Annotated in this window: 23 protein-coding genes and 2 tRNA genes; 4 read left to right on the forward strand and 21 right to left on the reverse strand. The window is 26.6% G+C overall.

The window, feature by feature from the left end; all coding sequences use genetic code 11:
- The first annotated feature begins 82 nt into the window (after positions 1-82).
- Positions 83-235: a zinc-ribbon domain-containing protein gene (locus BUA77_RS01345; RefSeq protein ID WP_072886611.1), complete on the forward strand. Its 153-nt coding sequence runs from the start codon at positions 83-85 to the stop codon at positions 233-235.
- Positions 236-335: 100 nt separating this feature from the next.
- On the opposite strand, the gene rd is transcribed toward BUA77_RS01345, so the two are convergent.
- The 12 genes from rd to BUA77_RS01405 form a co-directional block, all read right to left on the reverse strand.
- Positions 336-497: a rubredoxin gene (gene rd, locus BUA77_RS01350; protein ID WP_072886612.1), complete on the reverse strand. Its 162-nt coding sequence runs from the start codon at positions 495-497 to the stop codon at positions 336-338.
- A gap of 108 nt (positions 498-605) precedes the next feature.
- Positions 606-1037, reverse strand: a complete 432-nt coding sequence (locus tag BUA77_RS01355) for a hypothetical protein (RefSeq protein WP_072886613.1) — start codon at positions 1035-1037, stop codon at positions 606-608.
- 151 nt (positions 1038-1188) lie between these two features.
- Entirely contained in the window at positions 1189-2844 is a 1656-nt protein-coding gene (locus tag BUA77_RS01360; protein ID WP_072886614.1) for a glycoside hydrolase family 13 protein, read from the reverse strand.
- Positions 2845-2855: 11 nt separating this feature from the next.
- The gene (locus tag BUA77_RS01365; protein ID WP_072886615.1) at positions 2856-3668 is read right to left on the reverse strand and encodes a carbohydrate ABC transporter permease; all 813 of its coding nucleotides are present in this window, start codon (positions 3666-3668) and stop codon (positions 2856-2858) included.
- Entirely contained in the window at positions 3668-4531 is an 864-nt protein-coding gene (locus BUA77_RS01370) for a carbohydrate ABC transporter permease (RefSeq protein WP_072886616.1), read from the reverse strand. The genes BUA77_RS01365 and BUA77_RS01370 overlap by 1 nt, the downstream gene beginning before the upstream one ends.
- Before the next feature lie 85 nt (positions 4532-4616).
- Positions 4617-5930 carry an ABC transporter substrate-binding protein gene (locus tag BUA77_RS01375; RefSeq protein ID WP_072886617.1) on the reverse strand — a complete coding sequence of 438 codons (1314 nt, stop codon included), beginning with the start codon at positions 5928-5930 and terminating at the stop codon, positions 4617-4619.
- 130 nt (positions 5931-6060) lie between these two features.
- On the reverse strand, positions 6061-7083 hold the full coding sequence (locus tag BUA77_RS01380) for a LacI family DNA-binding transcriptional regulator (RefSeq protein WP_072886618.1): 1023 nt from the start codon (positions 7081-7083) through the stop codon (positions 6061-6063).
- A 182-nt stretch (positions 7084-7265) separates the two neighbouring features.
- Positions 7266-8024, reverse strand: coding sequence for a PucR family transcriptional regulator (locus BUA77_RS01385; protein WP_072886619.1), 759 nt, complete (start codon positions 8022-8024; stop codon positions 7266-7268).
- Between the two features lie 67 nt (positions 8025-8091).
- A complete protein-coding gene (locus tag BUA77_RS01390; RefSeq protein ID WP_072886620.1) occupies positions 8092-9204 on the reverse strand; it encodes an ABC transporter ATP-binding protein in 1113 nt (370 codons plus the stop codon).
- Between the two features lie 143 nt (positions 9205-9347).
- Positions 9348-10133: an endonuclease/exonuclease/phosphatase family protein gene (locus tag BUA77_RS01395; RefSeq protein ID WP_072886621.1), complete on the reverse strand. Its 786-nt coding sequence runs from the start codon at positions 10131-10133 to the stop codon at positions 9348-9350.
- Between the two features lie 4 nt (positions 10134-10137).
- Positions 10138-11796 carry a PTS transporter subunit IIBC gene (locus BUA77_RS01400; protein WP_200773899.1) on the reverse strand — a complete coding sequence of 553 codons (1659 nt, stop codon included), beginning with the start codon at positions 11794-11796 and terminating at the stop codon, positions 10138-10140.
- 30 nt (positions 11797-11826) lie between these two features.
- Positions 11827-13491, reverse strand: coding sequence for a glycoside hydrolase family 13 protein (locus BUA77_RS01405; RefSeq protein ID WP_072886622.1), 1665 nt, complete (start codon positions 13489-13491; stop codon positions 11827-11829).
- Positions 13492-13828: 337 nt separating this feature from the next.
- Here BUA77_RS01405 and BUA77_RS01410 point away from each other — a divergent pair, with 337 nt between their 5' ends.
- Positions 13829-14275, forward strand: a complete 447-nt coding sequence (locus BUA77_RS01410; RefSeq protein WP_072886623.1) for a YaiI/YqxD family protein — start codon at positions 13829-13831, stop codon at positions 14273-14275.
- A 59-nt stretch (positions 14276-14334) separates the two neighbouring features.
- Here the strand turns inward: BUA77_RS01410 and BUA77_RS13335 are convergent, their stop codons facing one another.
- The 8 genes from BUA77_RS13335 to polA all read right to left on the reverse strand — a co-directional run bounded on the left by BUA77_RS13335 (position 14335) and on the right by polA (position 23774).
- Positions 14335-15519: a copper amine oxidase N-terminal domain-containing protein gene (locus BUA77_RS13335; protein ID WP_084605388.1), complete on the reverse strand. Its 1185-nt coding sequence runs from the start codon at positions 15517-15519 to the stop codon at positions 14335-14337.
- A 363-nt stretch (positions 15520-15882) separates the two neighbouring features.
- Positions 15883-17499 carry an AAA family ATPase gene (locus BUA77_RS01425; RefSeq protein WP_159428928.1) on the reverse strand — a complete coding sequence of 539 codons (1617 nt, stop codon included), beginning with the start codon at positions 17497-17499 and terminating at the stop codon, positions 15883-15885.
- 170 nt (positions 17500-17669) lie between these two features.
- The gene (locus tag BUA77_RS13455; RefSeq protein WP_143151266.1) at positions 17670-17858 is read right to left on the reverse strand and encodes a hypothetical protein; all 189 of its coding nucleotides are present in this window, start codon (positions 17856-17858) and stop codon (positions 17670-17672) included.
- Positions 17859-18242: 384 nt separating this feature from the next.
- Positions 18243-18329, reverse strand: a tRNA-Leu gene (locus BUA77_RS01430).
- 89 nt (positions 18330-18418) lie between these two features.
- Positions 18419-19972 (reverse strand): ABC transporter substrate-binding protein, encoded by a 1554-nt coding sequence (locus tag BUA77_RS01435; protein WP_072886625.1) that lies wholly within the window; start codon positions 19970-19972, stop codon positions 18419-18421.
- Positions 19914-20528: a lytic transglycosylase domain-containing protein gene (locus BUA77_RS01440; protein WP_072886626.1), complete on the reverse strand. Its 615-nt coding sequence runs from the start codon at positions 20526-20528 to the stop codon at positions 19914-19916. The genes BUA77_RS01435 and BUA77_RS01440 overlap by 59 nt, the downstream gene beginning before the upstream one ends.
- Positions 20521-21123 carry a dephospho-CoA kinase gene (gene coaE, locus BUA77_RS01445; RefSeq protein ID WP_072886627.1) on the reverse strand — a complete coding sequence of 201 codons (603 nt, stop codon included), beginning with the start codon at positions 21121-21123 and terminating at the stop codon, positions 20521-20523. The genes BUA77_RS01440 and coaE overlap by 8 nt, the downstream gene beginning before the upstream one ends.
- A gap of 8 nt (positions 21124-21131) precedes the next feature.
- Complete coding sequence (gene polA, locus BUA77_RS01450) at positions 21132-23774, reverse strand: DNA polymerase I (protein WP_072886628.1); 2643 nt, start codon at positions 23772-23774, stop codon at positions 21132-21134.
- Positions 23775-23888: 114 nt separating this feature from the next.
- Between polA and BUA77_RS01455 the strand changes: the two genes are divergently transcribed.
- Positions 23889-23975, forward strand: a tRNA-Leu gene (locus BUA77_RS01455).
- Between the two features lie 38 nt (positions 23976-24013).
- Here the strand turns inward: BUA77_RS01455 and BUA77_RS01460 are convergent.
- Positions 24014-25165: an AlbA family DNA-binding domain-containing protein gene (locus BUA77_RS01460; RefSeq protein ID WP_072886629.1), complete on the reverse strand. Its 1152-nt coding sequence runs from the start codon at positions 25163-25165 to the stop codon at positions 24014-24016.
- 143 nt (positions 25166-25308) lie between these two features.
- On the opposite strand from BUA77_RS01460, the gene BUA77_RS01465 reads away from it, so the two are divergent.
- Positions 25309-26205 carry a selenium metabolism-associated LysR family transcriptional regulator gene (locus BUA77_RS01465; RefSeq protein WP_072886630.1) on the forward strand — a complete coding sequence of 299 codons (897 nt, stop codon included), beginning with the start codon at positions 25309-25311 and terminating at the stop codon, positions 26203-26205.
- Positions 26206-26227 lie beyond the last annotated feature (22 nt).

Genomic DNA, 26227 nt, shown 5'->3' on the forward strand with positions numbered 1-26227 from the left:
ATGGTAAACTTAAAATGAAACCTCCTAAATTTTAGAAGGTTTTGTTTTTAATGTTTAAATCTAAAAATTAGGAGGTCTAGAAATGGCAGATAAAACATTAGTTTGTAAAGATTGTGGAAAAGATTTTATATTTACCGAAGGAGAGCAAAAATTCTTTGAAGAAAAAGGATTTGAAAGCGAACCTAAAAGATGCATAGATTGTAGAAGAGCAAGAAGACAGCAAAACAACAAATAGATATATGATAAGGCTACTAATTATTAATTAGTAGCCTTTTTAAAACCTCTCTATTTAAAATTTTTCTAAAATAGAGTTCTTTACAAAAAACTATAAATTTTTATACTTCTTCTTCAAATTGATCTTTACCAACACCACATAAAGGACATAACCAATCTTCTGGTACATTTTCCCATGATGTTCCTGAGTTTACCCCATTATCTGGATCTCCTACCTCTGGATCATATACATACCCACATACTACACATACATATTTTTTCATATTAATTTCCTCCTCTAATTTATCTTTTATTTTAAATTTTTAATTTTTTATATTAATAATTTACCCTTAAAAATAAATATTAAACAAATAAATAAAAATCGATTTTTTCTATTCAATAATATTTTTTTCAAAATATGAATTATTGTAAATATTAAATCCAATCTTTTTATAAAATTTAATTAAATAAATAATATCTTTTATAGTATCAATATGTTGATTATATTTATTTACTTTATTTTTAACTTTATCATATAGATTGTTAAACCTATAGACAGACTCTTTTATACATCCTTTGCAATTTCTTTTTTTTAAATACTTATAAGAACATATTTCTTCATCATTACACTTTTTTAGATTATCAAACAATATATTTATATATTTACCTTTAAATTTAGAAACTTTTTCAATATTATTGGTATCAATTATTTCTGCCTTTAAATAATCTAATTTCTTATCAATATAATTATTAATTTCTTGAAGCCTTTTTATCATTTTTTCATTTTTAATTTTTTTATTTTTTTTACACTTTCTATAAATCAAGTTATCCCCCCAATTAATAGATTCATTTTTTAATTAATATATATTCTTTATACATTAGCTTTACTCCAAAATTTAATTATCTTTGCAATCATTTTAATTTTCTTAATATAAAGAAAACCACCGCATTTGCAGTGATTTTTGTTCTTATACCCTATATAATACTATACACTCTTGCTTCATAAGGTCTTAAAGTCATTTTATTATTTACAGTATCCTTTATTTCATAATTATTTATAAGAAGATTAAATTCCTTATTTTCATATTCTTTTGGAATATTAAATTCAACTTCTTTATCAAAGAAATTAAGAATTACTAAAATTTCTTTATCTTCTAATTTCCTAACATATGCAAATATATTTTTATCATCTTTATAAATTAAGTTTAAGTCTCCATAAACTATAACAGGATTTTCTTTTCTAAGATTTATAAGCTTTTGATAGTAATAGAATATAGAATCTTTATCTTCTAATGCTTTTTTTACATTTATATATTTATAATTTGGATTTACATTAATCCACGGTGTAACATTTGTAAATCCTGCATTTTCACTATCATCCCACTGAACTGGAGTTCTTGCATTATCTCTTGATGTAAGTTTAATTTTATCAATCAAAGTACCTTCATCTATTCCTTCTTCTATCTTTTCTTTATAATAATTAAGTGTCTCAACATCTCTATAGTCACTTATACTTTCAAAGTATGCATTAGTCATTCCTATTTCTTCACCTTGATATATATATGGTGTTCCTTGGAATGTATGAATTAAAGTAGCTAGCATCTTAGCTGATTGTACTCTATATTCTTTATCATTTCCAAATCTAGATACCATTCTAGGTTGGTCGTGGTTATTCATAAAAAGAGAATTCCAACCTCTATCCTTTAAATCTTCATACCATCTCATAAATATATCTTTTACATCCTTTAAGTTCCAATGGATTTTATTAAATTTATCACTTGAATCATTAGGCATATCCATAAGATCAAAATGAAATATCATGTTAAGTTCTTCTCTATCTTCACCTACATATAAATATCCCATAGAGGAAGGTACACAAGGAGCTTCTCCTACTGTCATTATATCGTATTTGCTAAATACTTCTTTATTCATCTCTTTTACATAATCATGTATTTTTGGCCCGTTTATATATATTCCATTAGGATTATCAACCACATTTGGAAATCCTTCTTTTTTAGAATACATATTAAATACATCCATTCTAAATCCATCTACACCTTTATCAAGCCAATACTTCATCATCTTGTATATATCTTTTCTCATATTTTCATTTTCCCAGTTTAAATCTGGCTGCTTCTTAGTGAATAAATGTAGATAGTATTGACCTGTTTCTTCGTGATACTCCCAAGCACTTCCTCCGAAAAAGGATTTCCAATTGTTTGGATATTCTCCTTTTTTACCATCTTTCCATATAAAGTAGTCTCTATATGGATTATCCTTTGAAGATGAAGCCTCTACAAACCACTTGTGTTCATCAGAGCAATGATTTACCACTAAATCCATAAGTATCTTTATTCCTCTATCATGGGCTTCCTTTAGTAATCTATCAAAGTCCTCCATAGTTCCAAACTCATCCATTATATCTTCATAATCACTTATATCATATCCATTGTCATCATTTGGAGATTTATAAATAGGGGATAGCCATATTACATCTATCCCTAACAATTTCAAATAGTCTAGCTTTTCTATTATTCCATTTAAATCCCCTATACCATCGCCATTTGAATCTTTAAAACTTCTAGGATATATTTGATATACTACAGCTTCTTTCCACCATGCCTTTTTCATTGTATTCACTCCTATTTTATGCTTCCTGCAGTAACACTTTTAATAATATGTTTTTGAGCAATAAAGTAGAATATTATAACTGGTATAATAGTTAATGTAAGTCCTGCAAGAGCTAAATGCCACTGCTTAGTATACTCTCCAAAGAAGAAGAATGTTCTAAGAGGTATAGTATGAGTTTCTGGTCTGTTTATAGTTAAAGATGGAAGTAAGAAGTCATTCCATATCCAAACTGTATTAAGTATTGACACTGTAATGGTAATAGGCTTTAATATAGGAAAAATAATATACCAAAATGTCTGCCATTTATTACATCCATCTATAGTTGCTGCCTCATCTAACTCTTTAGGTATTCCCTTTACAAATCCATGGTATAAAAATACAGAAAGACTACATCCAAACCCTAAATACATAAACATAAGACCTGGTATATTTAACATATTAAGCTTACCCATCAGACGCACAAGTGGAAGCATTACTGCTTGAAAAGGTATTAGCATTGCAGCTATTAACATGAAGAATATAAAACCACTCATCTTAGTTTTTGTTCTTTCAAGCATCCAAGCTGCCATGGCTGAAAACACAACTATTAAAACAATACTTCCAACCGTTATTATTAAGGAGTTTAAAAATACCTTCCAAAAATCTAATCTATTAAAAGCTTCAATAAAATTTTCAAACCTAAAAGAACTTGGTATACCTAATGTATCCTGAAATAATTCCTTCTTAGTTTTAAATGCATTTACAATTATAATATAAAATGGCGAAAGAAATACTAATCCTGTAATAATCCCTATAATGCCTAAAAGAAATTTTTTTGTCTTCACTACATTTCCACCTCACCTTTTTTGCTAATATATACCTGAGTAAGAGTAATAACACCTATTACTATAAAGAATATAACTGCTTTTGCCTGTGCCACACCCATTTCATTAAATTTAAAAGCTGTATTATATATATTCATAGCAAGCATCTGAGTTGAATTTGCTGGTCCTCCTCCTGTTAAAGATAGATTTTGATCATACAACTTAAATGAATTTGAAAGAGTTAAAAACATACTTACTGTAAACGCTGGTCGAACAAGTGGAAATACTATATGCTTTACTCTTTGCCAAGCATTAGCTCCATCTATTTTAGAAGCCTCTATTAATTCTTGAGGTATATTTTGAAGAGCTGCTATATATATAATCATTAAATATCCTGACATTTGCCAAGACATTAAAATAACAAGTCCCCAAAATCCTGTATGAGTATTGGAAAGCCATCCTAAGAGCCATTTTGCACCTGTAACTTCTCCTAAAGCTGCAAAAGCTTTTGTAAATATAAACTGCCATATAAAACCTAATATAAGTCCACCTATTAAGTTTGGCATAAAAAATATAGTTCTAAGAATATTACTTATCTTAAGTCCTCTTGTCACTAATAACGCTAAAGAAAAACCTATTATATTTATAGTAATCACAGAAGCTATAGTAAATTTAGTTGTAAATATAAAAGATTCTAAAAATCCTTCATCTTTAAAAACTTTCATGTAATTTTCAAATCCAACAAACTGAATATTTGATTTTATTCCATTCCAATCTGTAAAAGAATAATATATACCAAACAATAAAGGTATTACAACTACTATTGTAAAAGCAAATAATGCTGGTCCTACAAACCCCCAAAATGATAATTTATTTTTATTCATAAATTTCTCTCCTTTATATGCAACTTCTTATGTCGTATTTTTAAAAATAGGAAAGCCTAAATACTAGACTTTCCTATCTTATTATCTATTTTCTTGCATCAGTCCAAGTAGCTTTGGCATTTTTAACTAATTCTTCCCAAGTCATTTCTTCAGAAAGATATTTTTGTATATCTGCACCAAGTTTATCCATTCCCCATCCTGTTGGATATCCCATGAATACCCATGGCATTGTTTTTCCTTCATTAGAATATCTTATTATTTCCTTTGCAAGTGTATCTTTAGGTTGTAAATTATCTCCTTCATATCCTTTGAAAGCTGGTATAAACTTAAATTCATTTATTATTAAATCTTTTCCTTCATCAGAAGTATATAACCAATTTAAAAAGTCTTTTGCTACTGTTTTAACTTCATCATCTTTTGTAGTGTTTATAGCCCAATACATCGGAACACCTACTGGTATAGAATCTTCTTTTACTCCTTCAAGTGGCATAGGTAACATTCCTATATTTGCAGCTAATTCTTCATCAATACCTGCTACACTTCCATAAGCCCAATTACCTTGTTGTATTAAAGCAACTTGACCTAAAGCAAATAATTCTTCAACTTGAGTAGAATAATCTACACTATTTAAAGAAGCTTTTGTTCCATCTGGCTTATATCCATAATCAGCTTGAAGATCTACAAGTTTTTTTAGCGCATTTGCATATTTAAATTCTATATTTTTTGCATTAAATGCATCTGTTGCACTTGAAAATTCATTTGAAAATGCAACATTTGATAAATGAAGCCCTGTTACCCAAGTTTCTTTACCTGGAAACGCTATTACTGATTTTAATCCTAATTCTTCTTTTTTAGAATCAAGAGTTTTTACTGCATTTTCTAAATCAGTAAAAGATTTTATACTTTCTGGGTTTATTCCAGCTTTTTTAAATATTTCTTTATTATATATAAATCCATATCCTTCTTGGTTAAAAGGCATACCATATACTTTTCCATCTTCTGTTACTGCATCTAAAACTCCATTGTAAGCCTCATTTACCCAAGATTCACTAGATAAATCCTCTAATTTTTCTTTCCAATCAATCATATCCTGAGGACCACCAATATTAAATATTGCAGGTTCTTCTCCTGATGCAAACTTAGACTTTAAAGCTGCACCATAGTCATCTCCACCACCAACAGTTTGTATATTTATTTTTACATTAGGATTTTTCTCCATATATATTCCTGCTGCTTTTTCTAGAGCATCTTTAGCTTCTACTTTAAACTGAAATACATCTACATTTACTTTATTTCCACTATCAGCACTTTCTTGACTAGAAGAACCACAAGCAGTTAATGATACCATCAATGCTAAAATACATGTTAAAACTGAAAATAACTTCTTTTTAATTTTCACCTTTCACCACTCCTTTTTATAAACTTTCGTCAAATCAATGCAATCGTTTGCATTGATTTTAAAATTTTTTCTATAGATTTTTTAATCTATAGAATTTATGTAAATCTAATAAATTTTATTAGATTTAAAACTATATTATTTTAGTTGAATCTCTTTCTATTATTTTATATTCTACAATTTCTTTATTATTCTCTAATTTTTTATTGTTGTTTAATATATTAAATAATTTCTCACAAGCTCTTTTTCCTAGTTGTACTGAATTTATATCTATAGAAGTTATAGATGGATTTGAATATTTTGCTAAAATACTATTATTAAAACTAGCTAACATAATATCTTTAGGAACTTTATATTTTTCTTCTTTTATCTTTTTCATAGCTCCAAGACTCATTAAATCATCAGCTACTATAATAGAATCTGGTATATCATTTAATTTTAAAAGCTTGTCTGTTAGTTTATATCCACTTTCCTCTGAAAATTTATCAGATATAAGATATTCATGATTAAATTTTATATTATTATCATTTAAAGCTTTTTTATATCCTTCAAATCTATTTTTAATAACTACAGAGTGAAGTTCTCCACCTATAAATGCTATTTTCTTTCTTCCTTTTTTTATTAAAAGAGAAGTTAATTCATAGGATGCCTTTTCGTTATCATTATCTACACTAGGTATATCATCATATTCAAGACATGAACCTATTAAAACAAATGGAAAATTACTTTCTCTTAAATATTTTATTGATTCATCTTTTTCATTAGAACGAGTTAGAATAATTCCATCCACTCTATTTCCTTTTATAACTCTTTTTAATACATCTACATCCTTTTCTCCTTCATGATTTGTAGCTATTAATATATCATAAGAGTTTTTTCCTGTAACAAGACTTATTCCTCTTAGACCTTCTTGGAAGAATGGATTCATAAATATATCTTCCTCATATGAAGGCATTATAACTCCTATTGTATCTGTCTTTTTGTTTGCAAGACTTCTAGCTATTGAGTTAGGATAATAATTAAGTTCATTCATAACTTTCAAAACCTTTTGTTTGGTTTTTTCACTTATTCTTGAATCATCAGATACTACCCTTGAAACTGTAGAAGGAGATACACCGGCCTTCATTGCTACATCTTTTAATGTCACATTCTTCATTATACTACTCCTTATTTAAAACAAATTCAATTTTCTATGTTCATTGGATAGAGAATATTTTTATCTTAGATTCCATGCAATCGTTTGCATTAATCTTTGTAATCCTATTTTATCATCTATTATTTTTTAAATCAAGGATAAGTTTTTAAATTTCATAATTTTTCAGACTTTTCCAGAGTATTTTAGACTTTTTTTGATTTTAAGTACAATTTAGCTCCAAAATAAAAGTCCTTTGCATCATTGAAATTCCTTATATCCATATCTGTTTTTTCTTTTATCTTCTCTAATTTATATATAAGAGTATTTCTGTGAATAAAAAACTTAGAAGCAGTTTTAGATATATTTAAATTGTTTTCTATAAACGAGACTCCTACTTTTATTGTTTCATCATCCAAACTCTCTATATTTCCATCAAAAAATATATATTTTAATATTTCTTCTTTACCTAACTGATTAATTGTTTTTAAATAAAAATAATCTCTTAAAGTATAATAAATTTTTTCTTCTTTTAAACTATTTTCTATTAGCAATTCTTCTCCTACCTTGAGTCCTTCTTCTAATTGATTATATTCTTCTATGTATCCTAAATATAGTATTTTTGTCTTTGAATATATTTCTATTTCTATAATTTGAGCAAGTTCCTTAGTAATTTCTTTCTCTGTTCTAAAAGAAATTACTATAAACTCCTTTAGCTTTTCAATTTTAGGATTTGAAAACAAGTTTTTTAATATTTCTTTGATTTCATCAAAATTAGATGATTTTGTGTACATTAAATAAGTATATCCCTTTATATTAATATTTTTTTTAGATATTATAATCTTATATTTATTATTATTAAAGTATATTACTTCTTCCCCTTCTTTTAATTCTTCATCATTGTATTCAAATATTTCAACGTTCTTTCCTATTTTTTCACTAAAAAAATCTATTAAATCTTTCATGAAATTACTCCTTTTAATTTGTCTTATAATTATAATACCAAAAAAATTCCCTAAATTAGGGAATTTTTTATAATAATATATTCTCTTCAGTTTGTTTGTCAAATAAATGTATTTTATTACCATCCATTGCTAATACTAATTCTTCATCATCTTGAAGTTTATATCTACTATTAAGTCTAGCAGTTATACTTTGTCCACTTAGATTTAAATAAGCATAAATTTCTGCTCCCATGTTCTCTTGAAGTTCAACTTTTGCCTTGAATGAAGTTTCCATAGAATTATCTATAAATACTTTTTCCATGTGGATATCTTCTGGTCTAATTCCTAAAACTACATTTTTACCTATATATCCTTTTTCCTTTAGTATCTTTCCTTTTCCTAAAGGTATAGTTATTTTTATATCATTAAATGAAGCTATTATCGCTTCTTTTTCTTCACTAATTAAAACTTCAATAAAATTCATTTGAGGAGCTCCTATAAATCCTGCAACAAATATATTTTTAGGATTATCATAAAGTTCTTGAGGAGTATCTATTTGTTGAACTATACCATCCTTCATTACAACTATTCTATCTCCCATAGTCATAGCTTCAACTTGATCATGTGTTACATAAATAAAAGTAGTTCCTAATTTTTTATGAAGCTTACTTATTTCTGTTCTCATTTGAGTTCTAAGCTTTGCATCTAAGTTCGATAAGGGTTCATCCATTAAAAATACTTTTGGTTCTCTAACTATAGCTCTACCTAAAGCAACCCTTTGTCTTTGTCCACCTGATAAAGCCTTTGGTTTTCTGTCTAATAAATGCTCTAAGTCTAATATTTTAGCTACTTCTTTAACCTTTTTATCTATTTCAGATTTTGGAACTTTCCTAAGCTTTAGACCAAATGCCATATTATCATAAACGCTCATATGAGGGTATAATGCATAATTTTGGAAAACCATTGCTATATCTCTATCTTTAGGAGGAAGATCATTTACTATTTTATCTCCTATGTAAAGTTCTCCTGAAGTTATATCCTCAAGACCTGCTATCATTCTTAAAGTAGTTGATTTACCACAACCAGAAGGTCCTACTAATACTATGAATTCTCTATCATTTATATCTATATTTACATTCTTTACTGCTTTATATCCATTATCATATTCTTTACATATATCTTTTAATGTTAAAGTTGCCATAAAATCATCTCCCTCTAAAATTTACTTACCATTAAAATACTCTAAGACGATTTATATTCTCTATCCATAGTCATAATTCTAAAAGAAAAAACGTTTTTTTTCTATATTTATATTGCACAAATAAATTCGTGTATTTTGTACATTTATATTTCAATCTCTACTCCAAAATGATCTGATATAATTGGTTTGTTTATACCGTTAAATATAACTGTTGAATACTTTACTCCTAATGGCTTATTTGTCAATATAATATCAAGTCGTAAATCTTGTTTGTTTTTTTCCCAACCTGCAATTTTACCTTTTACAGTAATACCATCATCTTTTAATTGTGCCAATTTATATGTGTCATATAATTCACAATCAATTAAATAATCATATCCTTCTCCTCTTATAAATGCATTATTATTAAAGTCTCCCATCAAGAAAAAAAACTCTTCTTTATTTATTTTCTCAATAAGATTATCTACTTGTATCTTAAACGGTTCTTCTTTATCATCCCACCATCCAAAATGACAAGAATAAAATGATATTGGTATATTATAATAAAGAATTTTAGCTCCAACTACTTTTCTTGTTTTCCAAAATCTTACATCCGTGCTTCGGGATACGAAAAATGAATATTTTTCTGTAATAGGATGTTTAGTTAAAAGAGCTAGCCCTTCTTCATAAACATCATATCCTATGTGTGAAAAATCCCAAATAAACTTATACTCACTTACGTCAATCTTTTCAAGTTCTCTTAATAATACAAGAGCAAAATTATCTCTTTTAATATTATTGAATACATTTTTTTCATTTATAGATTGACTTACTTCTTGCAATGCAATAACATCGTATGATTTTTCTTTAATTGTTTTTGCTAAATATTTTATTTTTTCTATTTGATTTTCCTCTTGCCATGAATGACAATTTAGTGTTAATAATTTCATTTTACTAAGCTCCTAAAAGATCTTGAATATCAGATTTTAACACATCTGCCTTTGGTCCATATACAGCCTGTACCCCTTTATCTTTTAGAATTAATCCTAAAGCACCATTTTCTCTCCATTCCTTCTCATTAGCAACAGAATCTAATTCTTTTACAGTTATACGCAGACGAGTCATGCAAGCATCTACTTCTACAATATTTTCTCTACCACCTAGTAATGTAATAACCTTTGTTGCTAAAGCATCCTTTTTCACATTTTTATTTTTCTTTTCATTTTCCTGCTCTGATATTTCTTCTGTTTCGATATAATTTCCTGAACGTCCAGGAGTTGGAATATTTAATTTCTTTATTAAAACATTAAATACAGTAAAGTTAACTCCAAAGAACAATGTACATGCAACTATAAAATTAATCATATCCTTTACTAATCCAGCGTTTATAATCATTGGTGTACGAGTTAGTAACTCTATAAATCCAAAAGCATGAATACGTAAATTTATAATATCTGCTATTGCAAATGCTAAACCTGTTATAACAGCATAAATAATATATAAAACTGGAGAAATAAACATAAACATAAATTCAATTGGTTCTGTTACTCCTGTTAAAAATACTGCTAATCCTGCTGATAAAAACATAGATTTATACTTATCCTTCTTATCTTTATCTACATTCATATACATTGCTAAAGCAACACCAATTAAAGATGCTGTAGAACCTATTATTTGTCCTACTTTAAAGCGAGCTGGAACAACATTTGCTAATAAGTTTTTATATCCTGAGATATCTCCAGTAGCTTTTAAATTATTTAAATCATTTATCCATGCAAGCCATAATGGGTCTTGACCAGCAACAACTTGACCAGCTTTTGCCCCTGTTAAAATAGTATATGTGCCACCAAGTTCTGTATAGTTCATCGGAACGGTTAGCATATGATGAAGACCAAATGGTAATAATAAACGCTCTAGTGTTCCATAAATAAATGGTGCAACAATTGGAGCACTATCCTTTGATTGTGCAATCCAACAACCAAATCCATTTAACCCACTTTGAACAAATGGCCATAATAAAGATAAAACTATAGCTGAAATTACAGAACCTATAATAACAACAAATGGAACAAAACGTTTACCATTAAAAAATGCAAGAGCTTTTGGCAACTTATCAAAATTATAATACTTATTGTATAAAGAAGCTCCTAAAAAACCAGATATTATACCAACGAATACTCCCATATTAAGTGCTGGAGCTCCAAGTATAGAAGTAAAATAATCTTTTACAACTAAGTTACCTGCTAATAAAGAAGATACTGTGGCATTTGGATCACTTAACATTAGGTTATTAACTCCAAATATAGAACCTGTAATACGATTAATAAGTATAAAAGCTATTAAAGCTGCAAATGAACCCCCAGCACGTTCTTTTGCCCATGAACCACCTATTGCTACAGCAAATAATACATGTAAATTAACAATAACACCCCAACCAATATCTTCCATAACCCTAGCAATACTTTGTACAATACTAATGTCAGCACTAAACATTGCTATTAATTTACCAATAGAAATCATAAGACCTGCAGCTGGCATAACTGCTACTACAACTAATAATGCTTTACCAAATTTTTGCCAAAAATCAAATGACATAAGTTTCATTTTTTTCATTTTATGCTCCTCCTAAATGTTTTATTAAAATTAAATAATATTGTAAACTCTTGCTTCATATGGTTTTAATACAAAATTTGTTATATCCTTGTGTGATTTAACATCATAGTTAGATAATAATAATCCACCATATTTCAATTTTAAATCATTGTGTTCATATACAGCTTCTGAAGATGTTAAGTTGCAAATAACGACAGTTTTTTTATTATCAAGCGTGCGTGTATAAGCATAAATTTGCTTATTATTTTCTAAGATTAAATCATATTTTCCATAAATTAATACTTCATTTTCTTTTTTAATCTTAATCATTCTTTTATAAAAGTTAAGTATAGAATTTGAATCTTTTTGTTGTTTTGCTACATTAATTTCTTTATAATTTGGATTAACCCCTATCCACGGCTTTGAAGTTGTAAAACCTGCATTTGATGATTCATCCCACTGCATAGGAGTACGAGAATTATCTCTAGAACCTGCCCATACAACCTCCATTATATCTTCATGAGGTATGCCTTGTTCTTTTTTGATATAGTACATATTTTTAGTTCTTATATCATTATATTCTTCAATACTTTCAAATTTAACATTAGTCATACCAATTTCTTGTCCTTGATAAATAAATGGTGTTCCCTGTATCATAAAATACATAAGTCCTAGTGATGTTGCACTTTCACGCCAATATTTTGTATCATTTCCCCAAGTAGAAACACTACGAGGTATATCGTGATTCTCAATATATAATGCATTCCATCCTTTTCCTTCAAGTCCTTTTTGCCACTTTGTTAATATATTCTTCAAACCTATAATATCTAATTCTTTATTAGTTTCAGCATCCCATAAGTCTAAATGTTCAAATTGAAAAACCATATTAAATTTTCCTTTTTCTTCACCAACCCAAAGCTCTGCATCTTCAGTTTTAACTCCATTTGCTTCACCAACTGTCATTATGTCATACTTAGCAAAAGTATTATCTCTTAACTCCTCAAGATATTTATGAATTCCATCTACATTCATATGCTTATCAAATGAGGGAATATATTTAAGCCCTTTTGGATTAGGCATATCTTTTAATCCTTTTTCTTTGTTAATATGACTAATAGCATCTACTCTAAAACCATCAATACCTTTATCTAACCACCAATTAATCATATTATAAAGTGCTTCACGTACTTTTTCATTTTCCCAGTTTAAGTCTGGCTGTCTTTTAGAAAATAAATGTAAAAAATATTGTTCAGTATTTTCATCATATTCCCAAGCAGAACCACCAAAAATACTTTCCCAATTGTTCGGTTCTTTTTCTCCTTTACCATCACGCCATATATACCAATCACGTTTTGGACTATCTTTTGAAGAACGAGACTCAATAAACCATGGATGTTCATCACTTGTATGGTTAATAACCAAATCAATTATAAGCTTCATATCACGTTTGTGAACCTCTTTTAAAAGTTCATCAAAATCATCCATTGTGCCAAATTCATCCATGATATCTTGATAATCACTAATGTCATATCCGTTATCATCATTTGGTGATTTATACATTGGACAAATCCATATTACATCAATTCCTAAATCTTTTAAATAATCTAATTTTAATATAATACCTTGTAAATCACCAATTCCATCTCCATTTGAATCCATAAAACTTCTTGGATATATTTCATAAGCAACAGCTTCTTTCCACCATATTTTTTTCATATATTATCTCCCCTTTCTTTTCATTCTTATGCAATCGATTGCATAAGAATGAAAAAATTGCTATTTGATTTTTTTCATATAATATATTTTCTTTCTTAAATTTATGCAAACGCTTGCATAGGTGTCAAAAAAATAAGTAATCATCCCATTACTTTCAAATTATATTGATTCTACATTTTTTTACATATTAATAATCGAAATTACAATTAAATAATTATTATAATATAAATTTAATACAAAGTTTCTAATAAGTCAACTGTTTTTTCATTTAATCATTGAACAAAGAGTTTTAATATTTTATACTTAAAATACTAAATATTTATAAAAGGAGTTAATCATGAAAATTCTTGTAGATGCAGATGCTTGTCCTGTGAAAAATATAATAGTCAAAATAGGCAAAGAATATAATTTAAATATATTAATGTTTATAGATACAAGTCACATTATTAATGATGGGTATTCTAATGTGATAACAGTTGATAAAGGAAGGGATTCAGTTGATATTGCATTAATTAACAAGGTAAATAAAGATGATATAGTTGTAACCCAAGACTATGGATTGGCTTCCATGGCTCTTTCTAAAAAAGCCCTTGTAATTAACCAAAACGGACTAGTATATACTAATGATAATATAGATATGCTATTATTCCAAAGACATTTGTCCCAGAAATCAAGACAAGCTGGAATTAAAACAAAAAAAACTAAAAAAAGAACAAAACAAAATAATGAAATGTTTGAAGAAAATTTTAGAAATTTATGCAGGATTAGTTTAAATCAAAAGTAATTGTTAAAGAATACCACCCCATACCTTAATTTAAAGTATGAAGTGGTATTTTTTTATATTTATTCTTCTGCATCTACATTATTTTCTATATTAGTTTCATTAGCCTCTACTTGAACTTCCTCGTTATTAATTTCTATATCTTCATTTACTTCTATATCAACTTCTTCTTCAATTTCTTCTGTAGTATCTTCATCTAGATAAGTATTTTCTATTTCATCTAATAATTCACTTTCTAGTTCTGTTTCAATATCTTCTTCTGTTATTATTTCATCTATAGTTTCTTCATCTTGATCCTCTATTTCTATTGATTGTTCATCTGAATCCCATTTAACTTTAAGACCTAAGTTTTCAGCTACAAATCTTACAGGAACAACAGTTCTTCCACTCATTATCTCGGCTTTTGAATCAAGTTTAACTTCTTTTCCATCTACTATAGCTATATTACTATCTATTTTTAAAATTATATTCTTACCATCTTTTGTTATAGTTACTTCCTTAGTTTCACTATTCCATGAAATATCAGCTTTTAGTCCTTCTGATATAGCTCTTACTGGAAGTAAAGTTCTTCCTTCTTTAATAACTGGAGGAGTGTCAAATTTAAAATTCATTTTTTTAGAGATTATATTTTCTACAGGTAAAACTTTTACATTTGGATGCTTTTCTTTTAATTCCTTAATTCTTTCCTCAATTTTAGCAAGTTCTTCTTTATTATAAGCCTCTTTTGCTGCTTCTTTTAATGCTTTTATCTGTTCTCTTCTCTCTTTCTTTAATTCTTTTTTTAAATTTTCCCTTATTTCTTTTTTCATTTTTTGAATTATTTCTTTTCTTATTTCATCGTTTATTTCACGTTTAACTTCTTGTTTTAATTTTTCTTCCATTTCCTTTTTTATTTTTTTTATCATTTCTTTTCTTAATTCTTCTTTCTTTTCTTCTTTGATTCTATCTTTCATTTCTTTCTTTATTTCTTCTTTTGTTTTTGATTTTATTTTTTCTTCTATTTCTTTTTCCAACCTGTGTTTTATTTCATCTTTTTTATCTTTTTTCAATTTTTCATTTATTTCTCTTTTTATCTTTTTTTCTATTTCATGTTTTTTATCTTTTCTTAATTTATCCTCTTTATCATCTTCCTTATGTTGTCTAATACTTACTTTCTTAAAATCTTGTTTGTTATTCATCATAGCAAAAGAACTAGTTGGAACCATTAATGATCCTGCTAAAATTAAAGATATCATTCTTTTATTCATTATACCTCTCTCCTTCCATATGTATATTAACTTCACTTTAATAATCGGCATATTTTCGATATATTTCAACATATTATTATAAATTTTTTAAAATTCTATAACATTCAAATATTAGCAAAAACTAGCATTAATTTTTTATATGAAAAAAGACCCTTAGGCCTTTATATAACTGGTGAAGAGAGTGGGGCTTGAACCCACACGAGCATTTGCTCACTACCCCCCTCAATGTAATATTATGGATTTTAAGTCATTTTTAATAATTTTATATACAATAATAAAAATAGAATACTAATTATATGTACTAAATTAATAAATACTATTTTTATTTACCCATGGCTCTATCCATCAAAACACAAAGCTTTTTTAAACATTTCTAACCATACATACACTCTTACCATAAAAAGCCATACCTATATGAACACAATCTTTTACATTATAATCATATTTTTTCTTACTTATCTGATTTAGTCCTTCTTGAGCATCTTTTTGTAAATCTTTATCAGAATTAGACTTTTTTAGCTCAAATATTATAGGTTTTAATCCAGGTCTTTTAGGTTTTAAATATATATCGCTTCTACCTAGTCCCATCTCTAAATTTGAATGTAGATCGTATATATCTGTAACATGGAGCATAAGAGTGTTCATAAACACGTGATATGCATATTCTTTCATATCATGATAGCTAAAATTATCTATTAACATTTTTTCTAATACTTTATTAAACATATCAAAATCCTGCTTTATTAAAGATTGTCTCATTTTAGTTATAGTACTTCTACCATCTGAGAGTAAACAAGAATTTAACAGTTTATTTATTGCTATTCTTACTTCTTCATTTGGTATTTTAATATAACCTTCATTATAAGAAGTTTGTTGTTCTACAGTTAAATATCCAGAATTTATCATAAGTCCTATAAAAGTATCTAGATTTGATTCTTCAAATATCATATTATCTACATCATAATTAATTAACACATTATCTTTTAATAGAACATCATTTAATAAAACTAAAGCATCTTCTCCTAAGTTTAATACTTTATCTATTAATATCTCAGGATTGGCAGTGTTTACCCAATAAGGTTCTAAACTTGATTTATGAATGTAGCTTAATACCGACCAAGGATTGAACACTCTATTACTTGAAAACTTATATCCGTTATAATACTTTTTAACCTCTAAAGAGTAATCTATACCAAAATGCTTAAATAACTCTTTTACCTCTCTTTCTAATAATCCAAATCTATTTGAAAACTTAGAAGAATTTACCGTGTATACAGTTAGATTATTTAAACCCGAAAATATATTATTTTTAGCTACTCTATTTATCCCTGTTAAAAGAGCTCTTTTTAAATACTCATTTCCTTTTAAACCTGATCCATAGAATACTGAAAAAAATGGTAACAAATCTTTATAATATCCGTACTCATATGCACTCAAAATAGGTGTATCATATTCATCTATTAATACAACTACATCTTTATTATACTTTGTATATAAGGCTTTACTCATATTTGCTATTGCATATTTTAAGTATTTTGTTGTATCTGTATTTATCAGTTTATCTAATTCATACTGCTTTATTTCTTCTAATGTAAATAATTTGCTGCACTCTCTTACTATTTCATTGTGAATACTACTTATTAAACCAGCTTTGTCTACTGACTTACAATCTTTGAAAGTTAAATATATTACAGGTGTATTATTTCTCATATCTTCTATATCTTTTGTCTGCCTTTTAGATATCTTTAAATCTTTAAATAAGTATCTATAATCACCACTTATATCTAAGAAATATTTTAACATACTCATATTTAAAGTTTTACCAAATCTTCTAGGTCTAGTTATTAAAACTACCGAACTATCTTCTCTTAATATATCTATTATGAATTCACTTTTATCAACAAAATAATATCCACCTTCTATTAATTTTTTAAAATTATCTTCACCTATGGGAAGTTTTTTCCTTTTATTCTCATTCACAAAGACACCTCCTTTTCTAATATCACTCATTTTATTTAATCTATATAAAATATTATACAATATAATATTGATTTTTAATCAATTTTATTTAACTTATTATTAATCATTTTAAGCCATGGATTTACCCATTCAAAATACAAGCTATTTTACTTATCATATCTTCATATTCTTTAAATTAAGCCAAAACCATTTTCCCTTAAAAATATTTCAGCAGCTAATAAAACTTTATAATCCTTTTTATTAAACTTAATTTCTTCTTTTATTTCACCTTTAATTAATTCCATACCTTTTTGTGTAATAGAGATTGCTCTTGGATGAGTTTCTTCTTTATATAGAATATAGATATCCTTCCTTTTCAAACTTTTGCATATGTGAATGGACTGTAGAAGTTGATTTTAAATTAACAGCACTACATTTTTCTCTAAAGATATTATAAATATAATTAAGGAAATAAATGATTATAACATATTATCAATAATTGAGAACTTAAGTATACAATAAAAACTAACTTAGTAAAAAAAATTATTTATCTAGTTGATAATTTGTAAATTGAAGCTATATTATAAATTTTTCTATTCTAATGCGAACGTAAGTCTATGGACTATTTTTTTTGCTTAATTTTATGTGTTGCACTTAATATGATAATCTATCAATTTTATATAATTGCATTTTGGGGATTAGCAAATTGACTTTTTAAAGTGAAAGTCAAAAAATAGAAAAAGACCTCTAGGTCTTTATATAACTGGTGCGGAGAGTGGGACTTGAACCCACACGAGCATTCACTCACTACCCCCTCAAGATAGCGCGTCTGCCGATTCCGCCATCCCCGCATATTAAATTCTCTAGTACTATTTTAATTGTTTTTTTTTATTAAGTCAATATTTTATTACTAGTGAAAAGGAAGCTTTTTCAAGCTTCCTTAATAGTTTACAAATATATTTTCAATTCCATTGTATATATTAAAATCATTAGAATTTAATCTTCCTTTTATTTTATTGTTAAGTACTAGATTTTCATCTTTTACAAGCAAACTTATAAAAGGAAGATTTTCTTTTATATATTTTTGAAGTTCATAATAATTTTTAATCTTATCCTCTTCTTTCACTGAACTTAATAAATTTTGAACTAAAATATCCATATTAGGATCAACATAATTCGTGAAGTTAGTAACGTTATTAGGATAAAGAGCAAATGTAGGATCTGGAACTATAGGAAGCTTCCATCCAAGTAATGCCAAATCATATTCTCCTGTACGAAGCCTATTCAATATATCTTCCCATGAAAGCTCTAATACTTCTAACTTTATATTTAAATTTTCTAATTGTTCTTTAATTATATATGCAGTTTTTAACCTTTCAAAGTTTGTTTGATCAACAATAAGTGTAAACTTAATATCTTGAAATTGCGTTTTATCCAGGTATTCCTTAGCCTTATCTAAATTATGATTATAGTTTTTAATATTTTTATTATAGTATTTCGAATTAGAATTTAAAGGAAATTCAACAATTTCACCTTTTTTAAGATAAACTTCCTTTAATATTTTTTCTCTATCTATTATGTATGCAATTGCTTTTCTTAAATTTATATCCTTTATATATTCATTATTAAAATTTAAAGCCAGAAATTCATAGTCTTGTCCTCTATATTTTTTACTATCAAATCTCTTTGTTGGAAATTTTCCACTTATTATTTGATCTACCTCACAAATATCAGTTTCAAGTGATATAAGCATACTTTCTTGTGCTTCTTTATCTGGAACTATAACCATTCTTATTTCATCTATATAAGGTTTTTCATCATAATAATTTTCATTTTTAACTAAATCTATGTATTTTCTTTTTTCATATTTATTTATTTTATACATTCCAGATCCTATTAAATTATTTTCATCTAATTTTATATTATCTATACTTTGTCCATATAATTTATGATTTGGAAGTATAGGAAATATAAGATTTTCAAGTGAAAATGAATAAGGTTTTGTAAATACAATATTAAAACTATTATCAGATACTATATCTACAGAATATATATTTGAAACTAAAGGATAATAGGGACTTTCACTAAGTGTTTTTAATAAACCAACTGTAAACTTGACATCTTGAGAAGTTAGTTTCACTCCATCATGCCATGTTATATTATCCTTTAAATTTATATTTAAAATCATACCATCATCTAAAAAACTATAGTTATCTACAAGCTTTGAAACTATATTGTAGTTTTCATCTAATGTAAATAAACTGTCATATACTAATTTTAAAGCTTGATCTAAAGATTTTTCTTTATTTAAAAGAGGATTTAAAGTTTTAAATTCAACTACAGAAATACTTATCTTCCCACCTTCTTTAGGTATTAAATTTTCTGGTTGTAAATTTGCTTTTTCTAAATGACTATTTAATTCCTTATCATCTGCACTACATCCAAAAAGAAAAATGATAGTAATTAAAAGAAAAATAATTCTTAATTTTTTCATTAGTTTCTCCTCTTTTCTCATAGAGAATTTTATATATTTTATGATATTTTTTTACTTTATTAACATAATTCTTTGTTTCTTTAAAAGGGATATTAGTTAAATTTATTCCATTATAGCTATATCTATCATCCTTAAGCCACTTATCTACATTTCCAGAGCCACCATTATACGCAGCTATAACTAAATCTATATCTTCAAATTGCTCAAAAAGTTTATTTATATACCAGCATCCTATTTTTATATTTACTTGAGGGTCAAAAATATTAGAATTTTCTATATTAAGGTCCTCCATGGCCCATTTTTGTGTTCCTTCACTAATTTGCATAAGTCCCTTTGCTTCTTTTGAGGACTTTGCATAAGGAAAAAACTTACTTTCTGTTTTTATTATAGCAAAAACTAAATATGGATCTATATTATACTCCTTTGAATATTCATATACATATTCTTCATAGTGAGTAGGATATATTATTTGTAAAAAATTTTTTATATTAAGCACTCCCCCTATAATTAAACAAACAGTAATTATACAAACAATAAAAGAACTTTTTCTATTCAACTCTTATGTCCTCCAAGTTATCTAAAAATTTTTCTATCTCCATTTTAAGTTCATCCATTGTATACGAATTATCTATTATATAATCTGCATATTTTTTCTTTTCATCTACACTCATTTGAACCTTTATTCTTGAAACAGCCTCTTCTCTTGATATCTTATCCCTACTCATTATTCTTTTTATTTGAGCTTCTTCATTGCATATAATAAGTAAAACTAAATCCACCATATAATTTAAATTTGCTTCTATAAGAAGGGGAGCATCAACTATTATTATTTTTTCCCCTAAATCTTTATAGAAATTTATTTTTTCCTCTATTTCTTCCTTTATCTTTGGATGAGTTATAGAGTTTAACTTTATAAGTTTGTCTTCATCAGAAAAAACAATACTTCCTAATTTTTTTCTGTTTAAACTCCCATCTGAATTTTTAATATCATCTCCAAAATAAGTAAAAATTTCTTGAAGAGTATTTCCTCTATTTAATATTTCTCTTGAAATTTTATCAGCATCAATTATTTTTATATTTTTTTCAATAAGCATGTTAGATACTGTGCTTTTCCCACTGCCTATTGAACCTGTAAGACCTATTACTTTCATAATTTCACCTACTTAGTTTCATACCATGATTTTCCTGAATTTAAATCTACCTTTAAAGGTACAGTAAGTTCTACCGCTTTTTCCATTTCAGTTTTTAATATATCCTTTACTACATCTACTTCATCTTCATGTGCTTCGATAATAAGTTCATCATGAACTTGAAGAATCAATTTAGACTTTAAATTTTTTTCATTTAATTTATTAAATACACTTACCATGGCAATTTTTATAACATCTGCAGCACTTCCTTGAATAGGAGTGTTCATTGCAAGTCTTTTTCCTAAATTTTTAACAACAAAGTTTTTAGAATTAATTTCTGGAATATATCTTCTTCTATTTAAAATAGTTGTTACATATCCATCTTTTTTAGCATCATCTACTACTCTTTCCATATACTCTTTTACCTTAGGATATTTGTTAAAATAGCTATCTATATATTCTTTTGCTTTTTTAACAGATATACTTAAATTTTGAGATAATCCAAAGTCACTAATTCCATATACTATACCAAAGTTTACAGCTTTTGCAGCACTTCTCATTTCACTTGTAACATCTTTAATATCTACATTAAAAACTTTAGCAGCAGTACTTGTATGAATATCTTCCTCACTTAAAAACGCATTAATTAAATCTTTATCTTCACTTATATGAGCAAGTACTCTAAGCTCTATTTGAGAATAATCTGCATCTAAAAGAGTATAATTTTCCTTAGAAATAAATACTTTTCTTAAATTTCTACCCATTTCAAGTCTTACAGGTATATTTTGAAGATTAGGCTCAGTTGATGAAATTCTACCTGTAGTTGTAATAGTTTGATTAAAGGATGAATGTATTCTACCACTTCTTTTATTAATTATATTAAGTAAACCATCTACATATGTAGTTTTTAACTTAACTATTTGTCTATACTCAGAAATTTTTTCTATTATTGGATGTTCATTCTTTAATTTTTCAAGAACCTCAGCATTTGTAGAATATCCTGTTTTAGTCTTTTTAATTATAGGTAAATTTAATTTTTCAAATAAAACTACTCCTAACTGCTTAGGTGAATTTATATTAAATTCTTCTCCAGCTAAATTATATATATCATTTTGTAAATTATTTATTAATAATGTATATTCTTCTTTTAAATCTTCAAGTTTTTTAACATCTACTTTAAACCCTTCATGCTCCATATATCCTAAAACTTCAATTAGTGGAATTTCAACATTATAAAAAAGAGTTTCCATCTTATATTCTTTTATTTTATCTTCCATTTTATCTTTTACATTAACAACTACATTTAAAATACTGCTAAAATAATTTGTTAATGTATTTTCATCTAAGTCTTCATATTTTTTAGCCTTTTTGCCTTTTCCTAGAAGTTCTTCTTCAGAAATTACTTTTCTACCTATATACTTTGCTGCAATATTATCATAAGAATAATTTGAACTAGTTGCATCTATTAAATATTCTGCTATAACTATATCAAAATTTATATTTTTAAGATTTATATCATAATTTCTAAGAGCTATATAATCTTCTTTTAATTTATATCCATACTTTTTAATATCCTTAGACTCTAATACTTCTTTTAGCTTTAAAATACCTTCTTTTTCTTTTATATAATAAATATTTTCTCCATCTAATGTTATAAATAAGTAAATTATATTTTCATCTAAAAGTTCCCCTTCTTTTGATACCGTTTTGAATGTCATATATTTTTTATTCTTTATTTCATCTATTAGCTCGTCCATTTCTTTGAAAGACAAATATTTTACATTTAAATCTACACTTTCTCTATTTCCTTGATTACTGTTTATTCTTCCTATTAAACTGTTAAATCCGAATTTGTTAAAAAGCTTTATTATTTTTTCTTCATCATATTCTTCTAATTTTAAATCATCTACATCTATTTCTACAGGTATATTTCTAATTATAGTTGCAAGACGTTTACTCATTAGAGCAATATCTATATTTTCCTCTATCTTCTTTTTTACACTTCCCTTTAGTTTATCAGTATTTTGTATTAAATTCTCTATACTTTCAAATTCCTTTAAAAGTTTTATTCCTGTTTTTTCACCAATTCCAGGAACCCCTGGTATATTATCAGATTTATCTCCCATAAGGCCTTTAAGATCTATAAATTGATCTGGTGTTAATTCATATCTTTTTAAAACCTCATTATAATCATATTCTTCAAGTTCACTAAGTCCTTTTCTAGTTATTAAAACTTTTGTATTATCTGAAGCAAGCTGAATTGCATCTTTATCTCCTGTAACTATAAAAACTTCAAAGCCTTCTTTTTCTGCAAACTGTGATACTGTACCTATTATATCATCTGCTTCAAAACCTTCTATTTCAAGTCTATGTATCTTAAATGCATCTAAAAGCTCTTTTAAAGGTTGAACTTGAACTCTTAATTCATCAGGCATTTTCTTTCTTCCGGCTTTATAGTCTTCATATTGTTTATGTCTAAATGTTGGAGCTTTTAAATCAAATGCCACACTTATATGAGTTGGATTATAATTATCTATTATTTTAAATAACATTGTTGTAAATCCATATATAGCATTTGTATGTAATCCTTCTTTATTCATAAGATCTGGAAGAGCATAAAAAGCCCTATTCATAAGGGAATTTCCATCTATTATAACAAGTCTTTTATCCAATATAATCACTCCTAAATTTATATACCTTATTCTTATGTATTATAACAGAAAAAAAAGAGGGTAAAAAGGGTATTGAAAATTTTTTACTTTTATGATAATATTTCTTTATGATTAGCCGGTGTGCTGGAATCGGCAGACGGGGCGGACTCAAAATCCGTTGTCAGCAATGACGTGTGGGTTCAAGTCCCACCACCGGCACCATTTAAGAATTTTAAAAGGGTATTAACAAGATTCACTTGTTAATACCCTTTTATTTTTACACCTGGAAGTATAACTCTAAATAAGTTTCTTTTATATATATTAAAAAATCTTACATTGCCTATTTCTTCAAAAGATTTTTTAATTCTATTAAATCCCATTCCACTTCCTAAAAATCTCATTTTATCATCTAATATTAAAAGCCTTTGATATATCCAATTATTCCTTCTACTCGGATTCTTTTCTTTGAAAATGGAATTTATTGTATCTTCCATCATTAAAATACCAGGATTGTTTACTTCTACCTTATTTTTTCCTAAGTAAATAACTATTTCTCTACTTAAATCAAAGTAGTCTCTATGTACTAGGCTATTTCTTATACACTCATATAATCCTTCTATAGGATAATTATAGTATTTTAATGTATTTTTTAAATAGAACTCAACTTCATCAAGCATATAAATTATATTTCCATGAAAAATTTTAACTATACTTTCTTTATCTAATTCATTAATAACTCTTATAGAAGAACTCAATATATATCTTTGAGGATGCTTTCCAAATACCAAAAGTCCACCTAAGCTAGGACTATATTTTCCTTCTTCTGTTTTTACACATATTCCTAAATTTTCAAGAAGCTCAAGAGATATTTCTTCCTTTATGTTTATTTTTTTACAATAGTTATATACTAATCTATAATCTATTTCATCTATATTACTTTCAAATATAGGCATCATCTCTAGGCTTATAATTCCACTTTCATCAAACATTAAAGCAACTTCATATCTTCTTGCTACATCAGTTGTAGATCCTCTTCTTATATAAAAAGTTCCATTTTGCCTTAATTGATGAGGTCTTTGATAGCTTTTAAATATTGTTAATATTCCTAATGTTTTTCCTTCATATTCTACATACTCCATTCTTATAGGTACTGGTGGATCTATTCTGTTTGATAATATTTGTTGTATCTTTTCTTCTATATACTCATCTTTTTCTATTCCTATTATCTTTTTTGTTTTATCTTCTACTCCAAATATTATATATCCTCTTCCTCCATGAGTATTTGCAATTGCAGCAATATCTTTAGCTAATTCTTTCTTTTCTCCATTAGTGTTTAAGCTTATTTTTAATTTGTAATCAAGCTTCGCTCCCTCTGGCTTTTTTAAAAGGGATGATAGTTTACTTTTATCCATTACATCACCTCATAATTCCCTTTTTACAAAATATGTTGATTTTTACTATATTATAACTATATGATATAATTATAATATATTTATTTTTTCTTTTAAAACACTTGTTAATTCAATAAAATACATAATTTAAGCGGGGAGATAAAATGGATTTTAAACAACTAGAAACATTTATTATAATAGCTAAATACAAAAGCTTTTCAAAAGCTGCTAAGGAGCTTTTTTTAACACAACCTACTATTAGTAATCACATCCAAAATCTCGAAAAAGAGCTTGGGACTATTTTAATTAATAGAAATAATAAAAATATATCCCTAACAAAGGCTGGAGAAATTCTATATACTCATGCTCTTGAAATACTAAATTCTCGCAAAAAAGCTTTATATAACTTAAAAGAATACGAAGGTAAAATAGAAGGAATAATAGAATTTGCATCAAGTTCTATTCCAGAAGCATACATATTGCCTAAAGTTATAAAGTCTTTCAATAATGAATTTCCAGATGCTAAATTCACTATAAGTCATTATGATTCACAAGATGCAATTGAAGAAATATTAGACGAAAAAATACATTTTGGATTCGTTGGAACTAAAATTCCTAACTCTCAAATAGAATATATAGAATTAATTAAGGATGAACTGGTATTAATAACTCCTTATGATTATAAAATACCTTCTTCTAATGGATATGTTAGTATTGAATCTATTAAAAATGAAAACTTGATAATGAGAAAGGAAGGCTCTGGTACTAGAAAAGTTATAGTTAATAGCCTTAAGAAAAATAACCTATCCTTAAATGATTTTAATATAATTGCTCATGTTGAAAGTAATGAAGCTACAAAAGAAATGGTAAGAGCGGGTCTTGGACTTTCTATAGTTTCAAATAAGTCTGTTATAGATTCAGTTAGTTTTAATGCATTAAATTCATATAAAATAAAAGAACTTAACTTAAATAGAAGTTTTTATTTTATATATTCTAAAAAAAGAATACCAACTCCTCTTGAAGAAAAATTCATAAATCATATATTGTATTTTTTCAAGTAAAAATAAGGAGTAGATTAATCTA

Origin of the sequence: Tepidibacter formicigenes DSM 15518 (assembly GCF_900142235.1) — a bacterium.
GTDB lineage: Bacteria > Bacillota > Clostridia > Peptostreptococcales > Peptostreptococcaceae > Tepidibacter > Tepidibacter formicigenes.

Coding starts and splice junctions, on each gene's coding strand:
- rd (WP_072886612.1), bottom strand. CDS start 497: ATGAAAAAATATGTATGTGTAGTATGTGGGTATGTATATGATCCAGAG.
- coaE (WP_072886627.1), bottom strand. CDS start 21,123: ATGAAAGTAATAGGTCTTACAGGTTCAATAGGCAGTGGGAAAAGCACA.
- BUA77_RS01360 (WP_072886614.1), bottom strand. CDS start 2,844: ATGAAAAAGGCATGGTGGAAAGAAGCTGTAGTATATCAAATATATCCT.
- BUA77_RS01465 (WP_072886630.1), top strand. CDS start 25,309: ATGGATTTTAAACAACTAGAAACATTTATTATAATAGCTAAATACAAA.
- BUA77_RS01370 (WP_072886616.1), bottom strand. CDS start 4,531: ATGAATAAAAATAAATTATCATTTTGGGGGTTTGTAGGACCAGCATTA.
- BUA77_RS01390 (WP_072886620.1), bottom strand. CDS start 9,204: ATGGCAACTTTAACATTAAAAGATATATGTAAAGAATATGATAATGGA.
- BUA77_RS01345 (WP_072886611.1), top strand. CDS start 83: ATGGCAGATAAAACATTAGTTTGTAAAGATTGTGGAAAAGATTTTATA.
- BUA77_RS01435 (WP_072886625.1), bottom strand. CDS start 19,972: ATGAAAAAATTAAGAATTATTTTTCTTTTAATTACTATCATTTTTCTT.
- BUA77_RS01380 (WP_072886618.1), bottom strand. CDS start 7,083: ATGAAGAATGTGACATTAAAAGATGTAGCAATGAAGGCCGGTGTATCT.
- BUA77_RS01395 (WP_072886621.1), bottom strand. CDS start 10,133: ATGAAATTATTAACACTAAATTGTCATTCATGGCAAGAGGAAAATCAA.
- BUA77_RS01385 (WP_072886619.1), bottom strand. CDS start 8,024: ATGAAAGATTTAATAGATTTTTTTAGTGAAAAAATAGGAAAGAACGTT.
- BUA77_RS01400 (WP_200773899.1), bottom strand. CDS start 11,796: ATGAAAAAAATGAAACTTATGTCATTTGATTTTTGGCAAAAATTTGGT.
- BUA77_RS01460 (WP_072886629.1), bottom strand. CDS start 25,165: ATGGATAAAAGTAAACTATCATCCCTTTTAAAAAAGCCAGAGGGAGCG.
- BUA77_RS01410 (WP_072886623.1), top strand. CDS start 13,829: ATGAAAATTCTTGTAGATGCAGATGCTTGTCCTGTGAAAAATATAATA.
- BUA77_RS01405 (WP_072886622.1), bottom strand. CDS start 13,491: ATGAAAAAAATATGGTGGAAAGAAGCTGTTGCTTATGAAATATATCCA.
- BUA77_RS13335 (WP_084605388.1), bottom strand. CDS start 15,519: ATGAATAAAAGAATGATATCTTTAATTTTAGCAGGATCATTAATGGTT.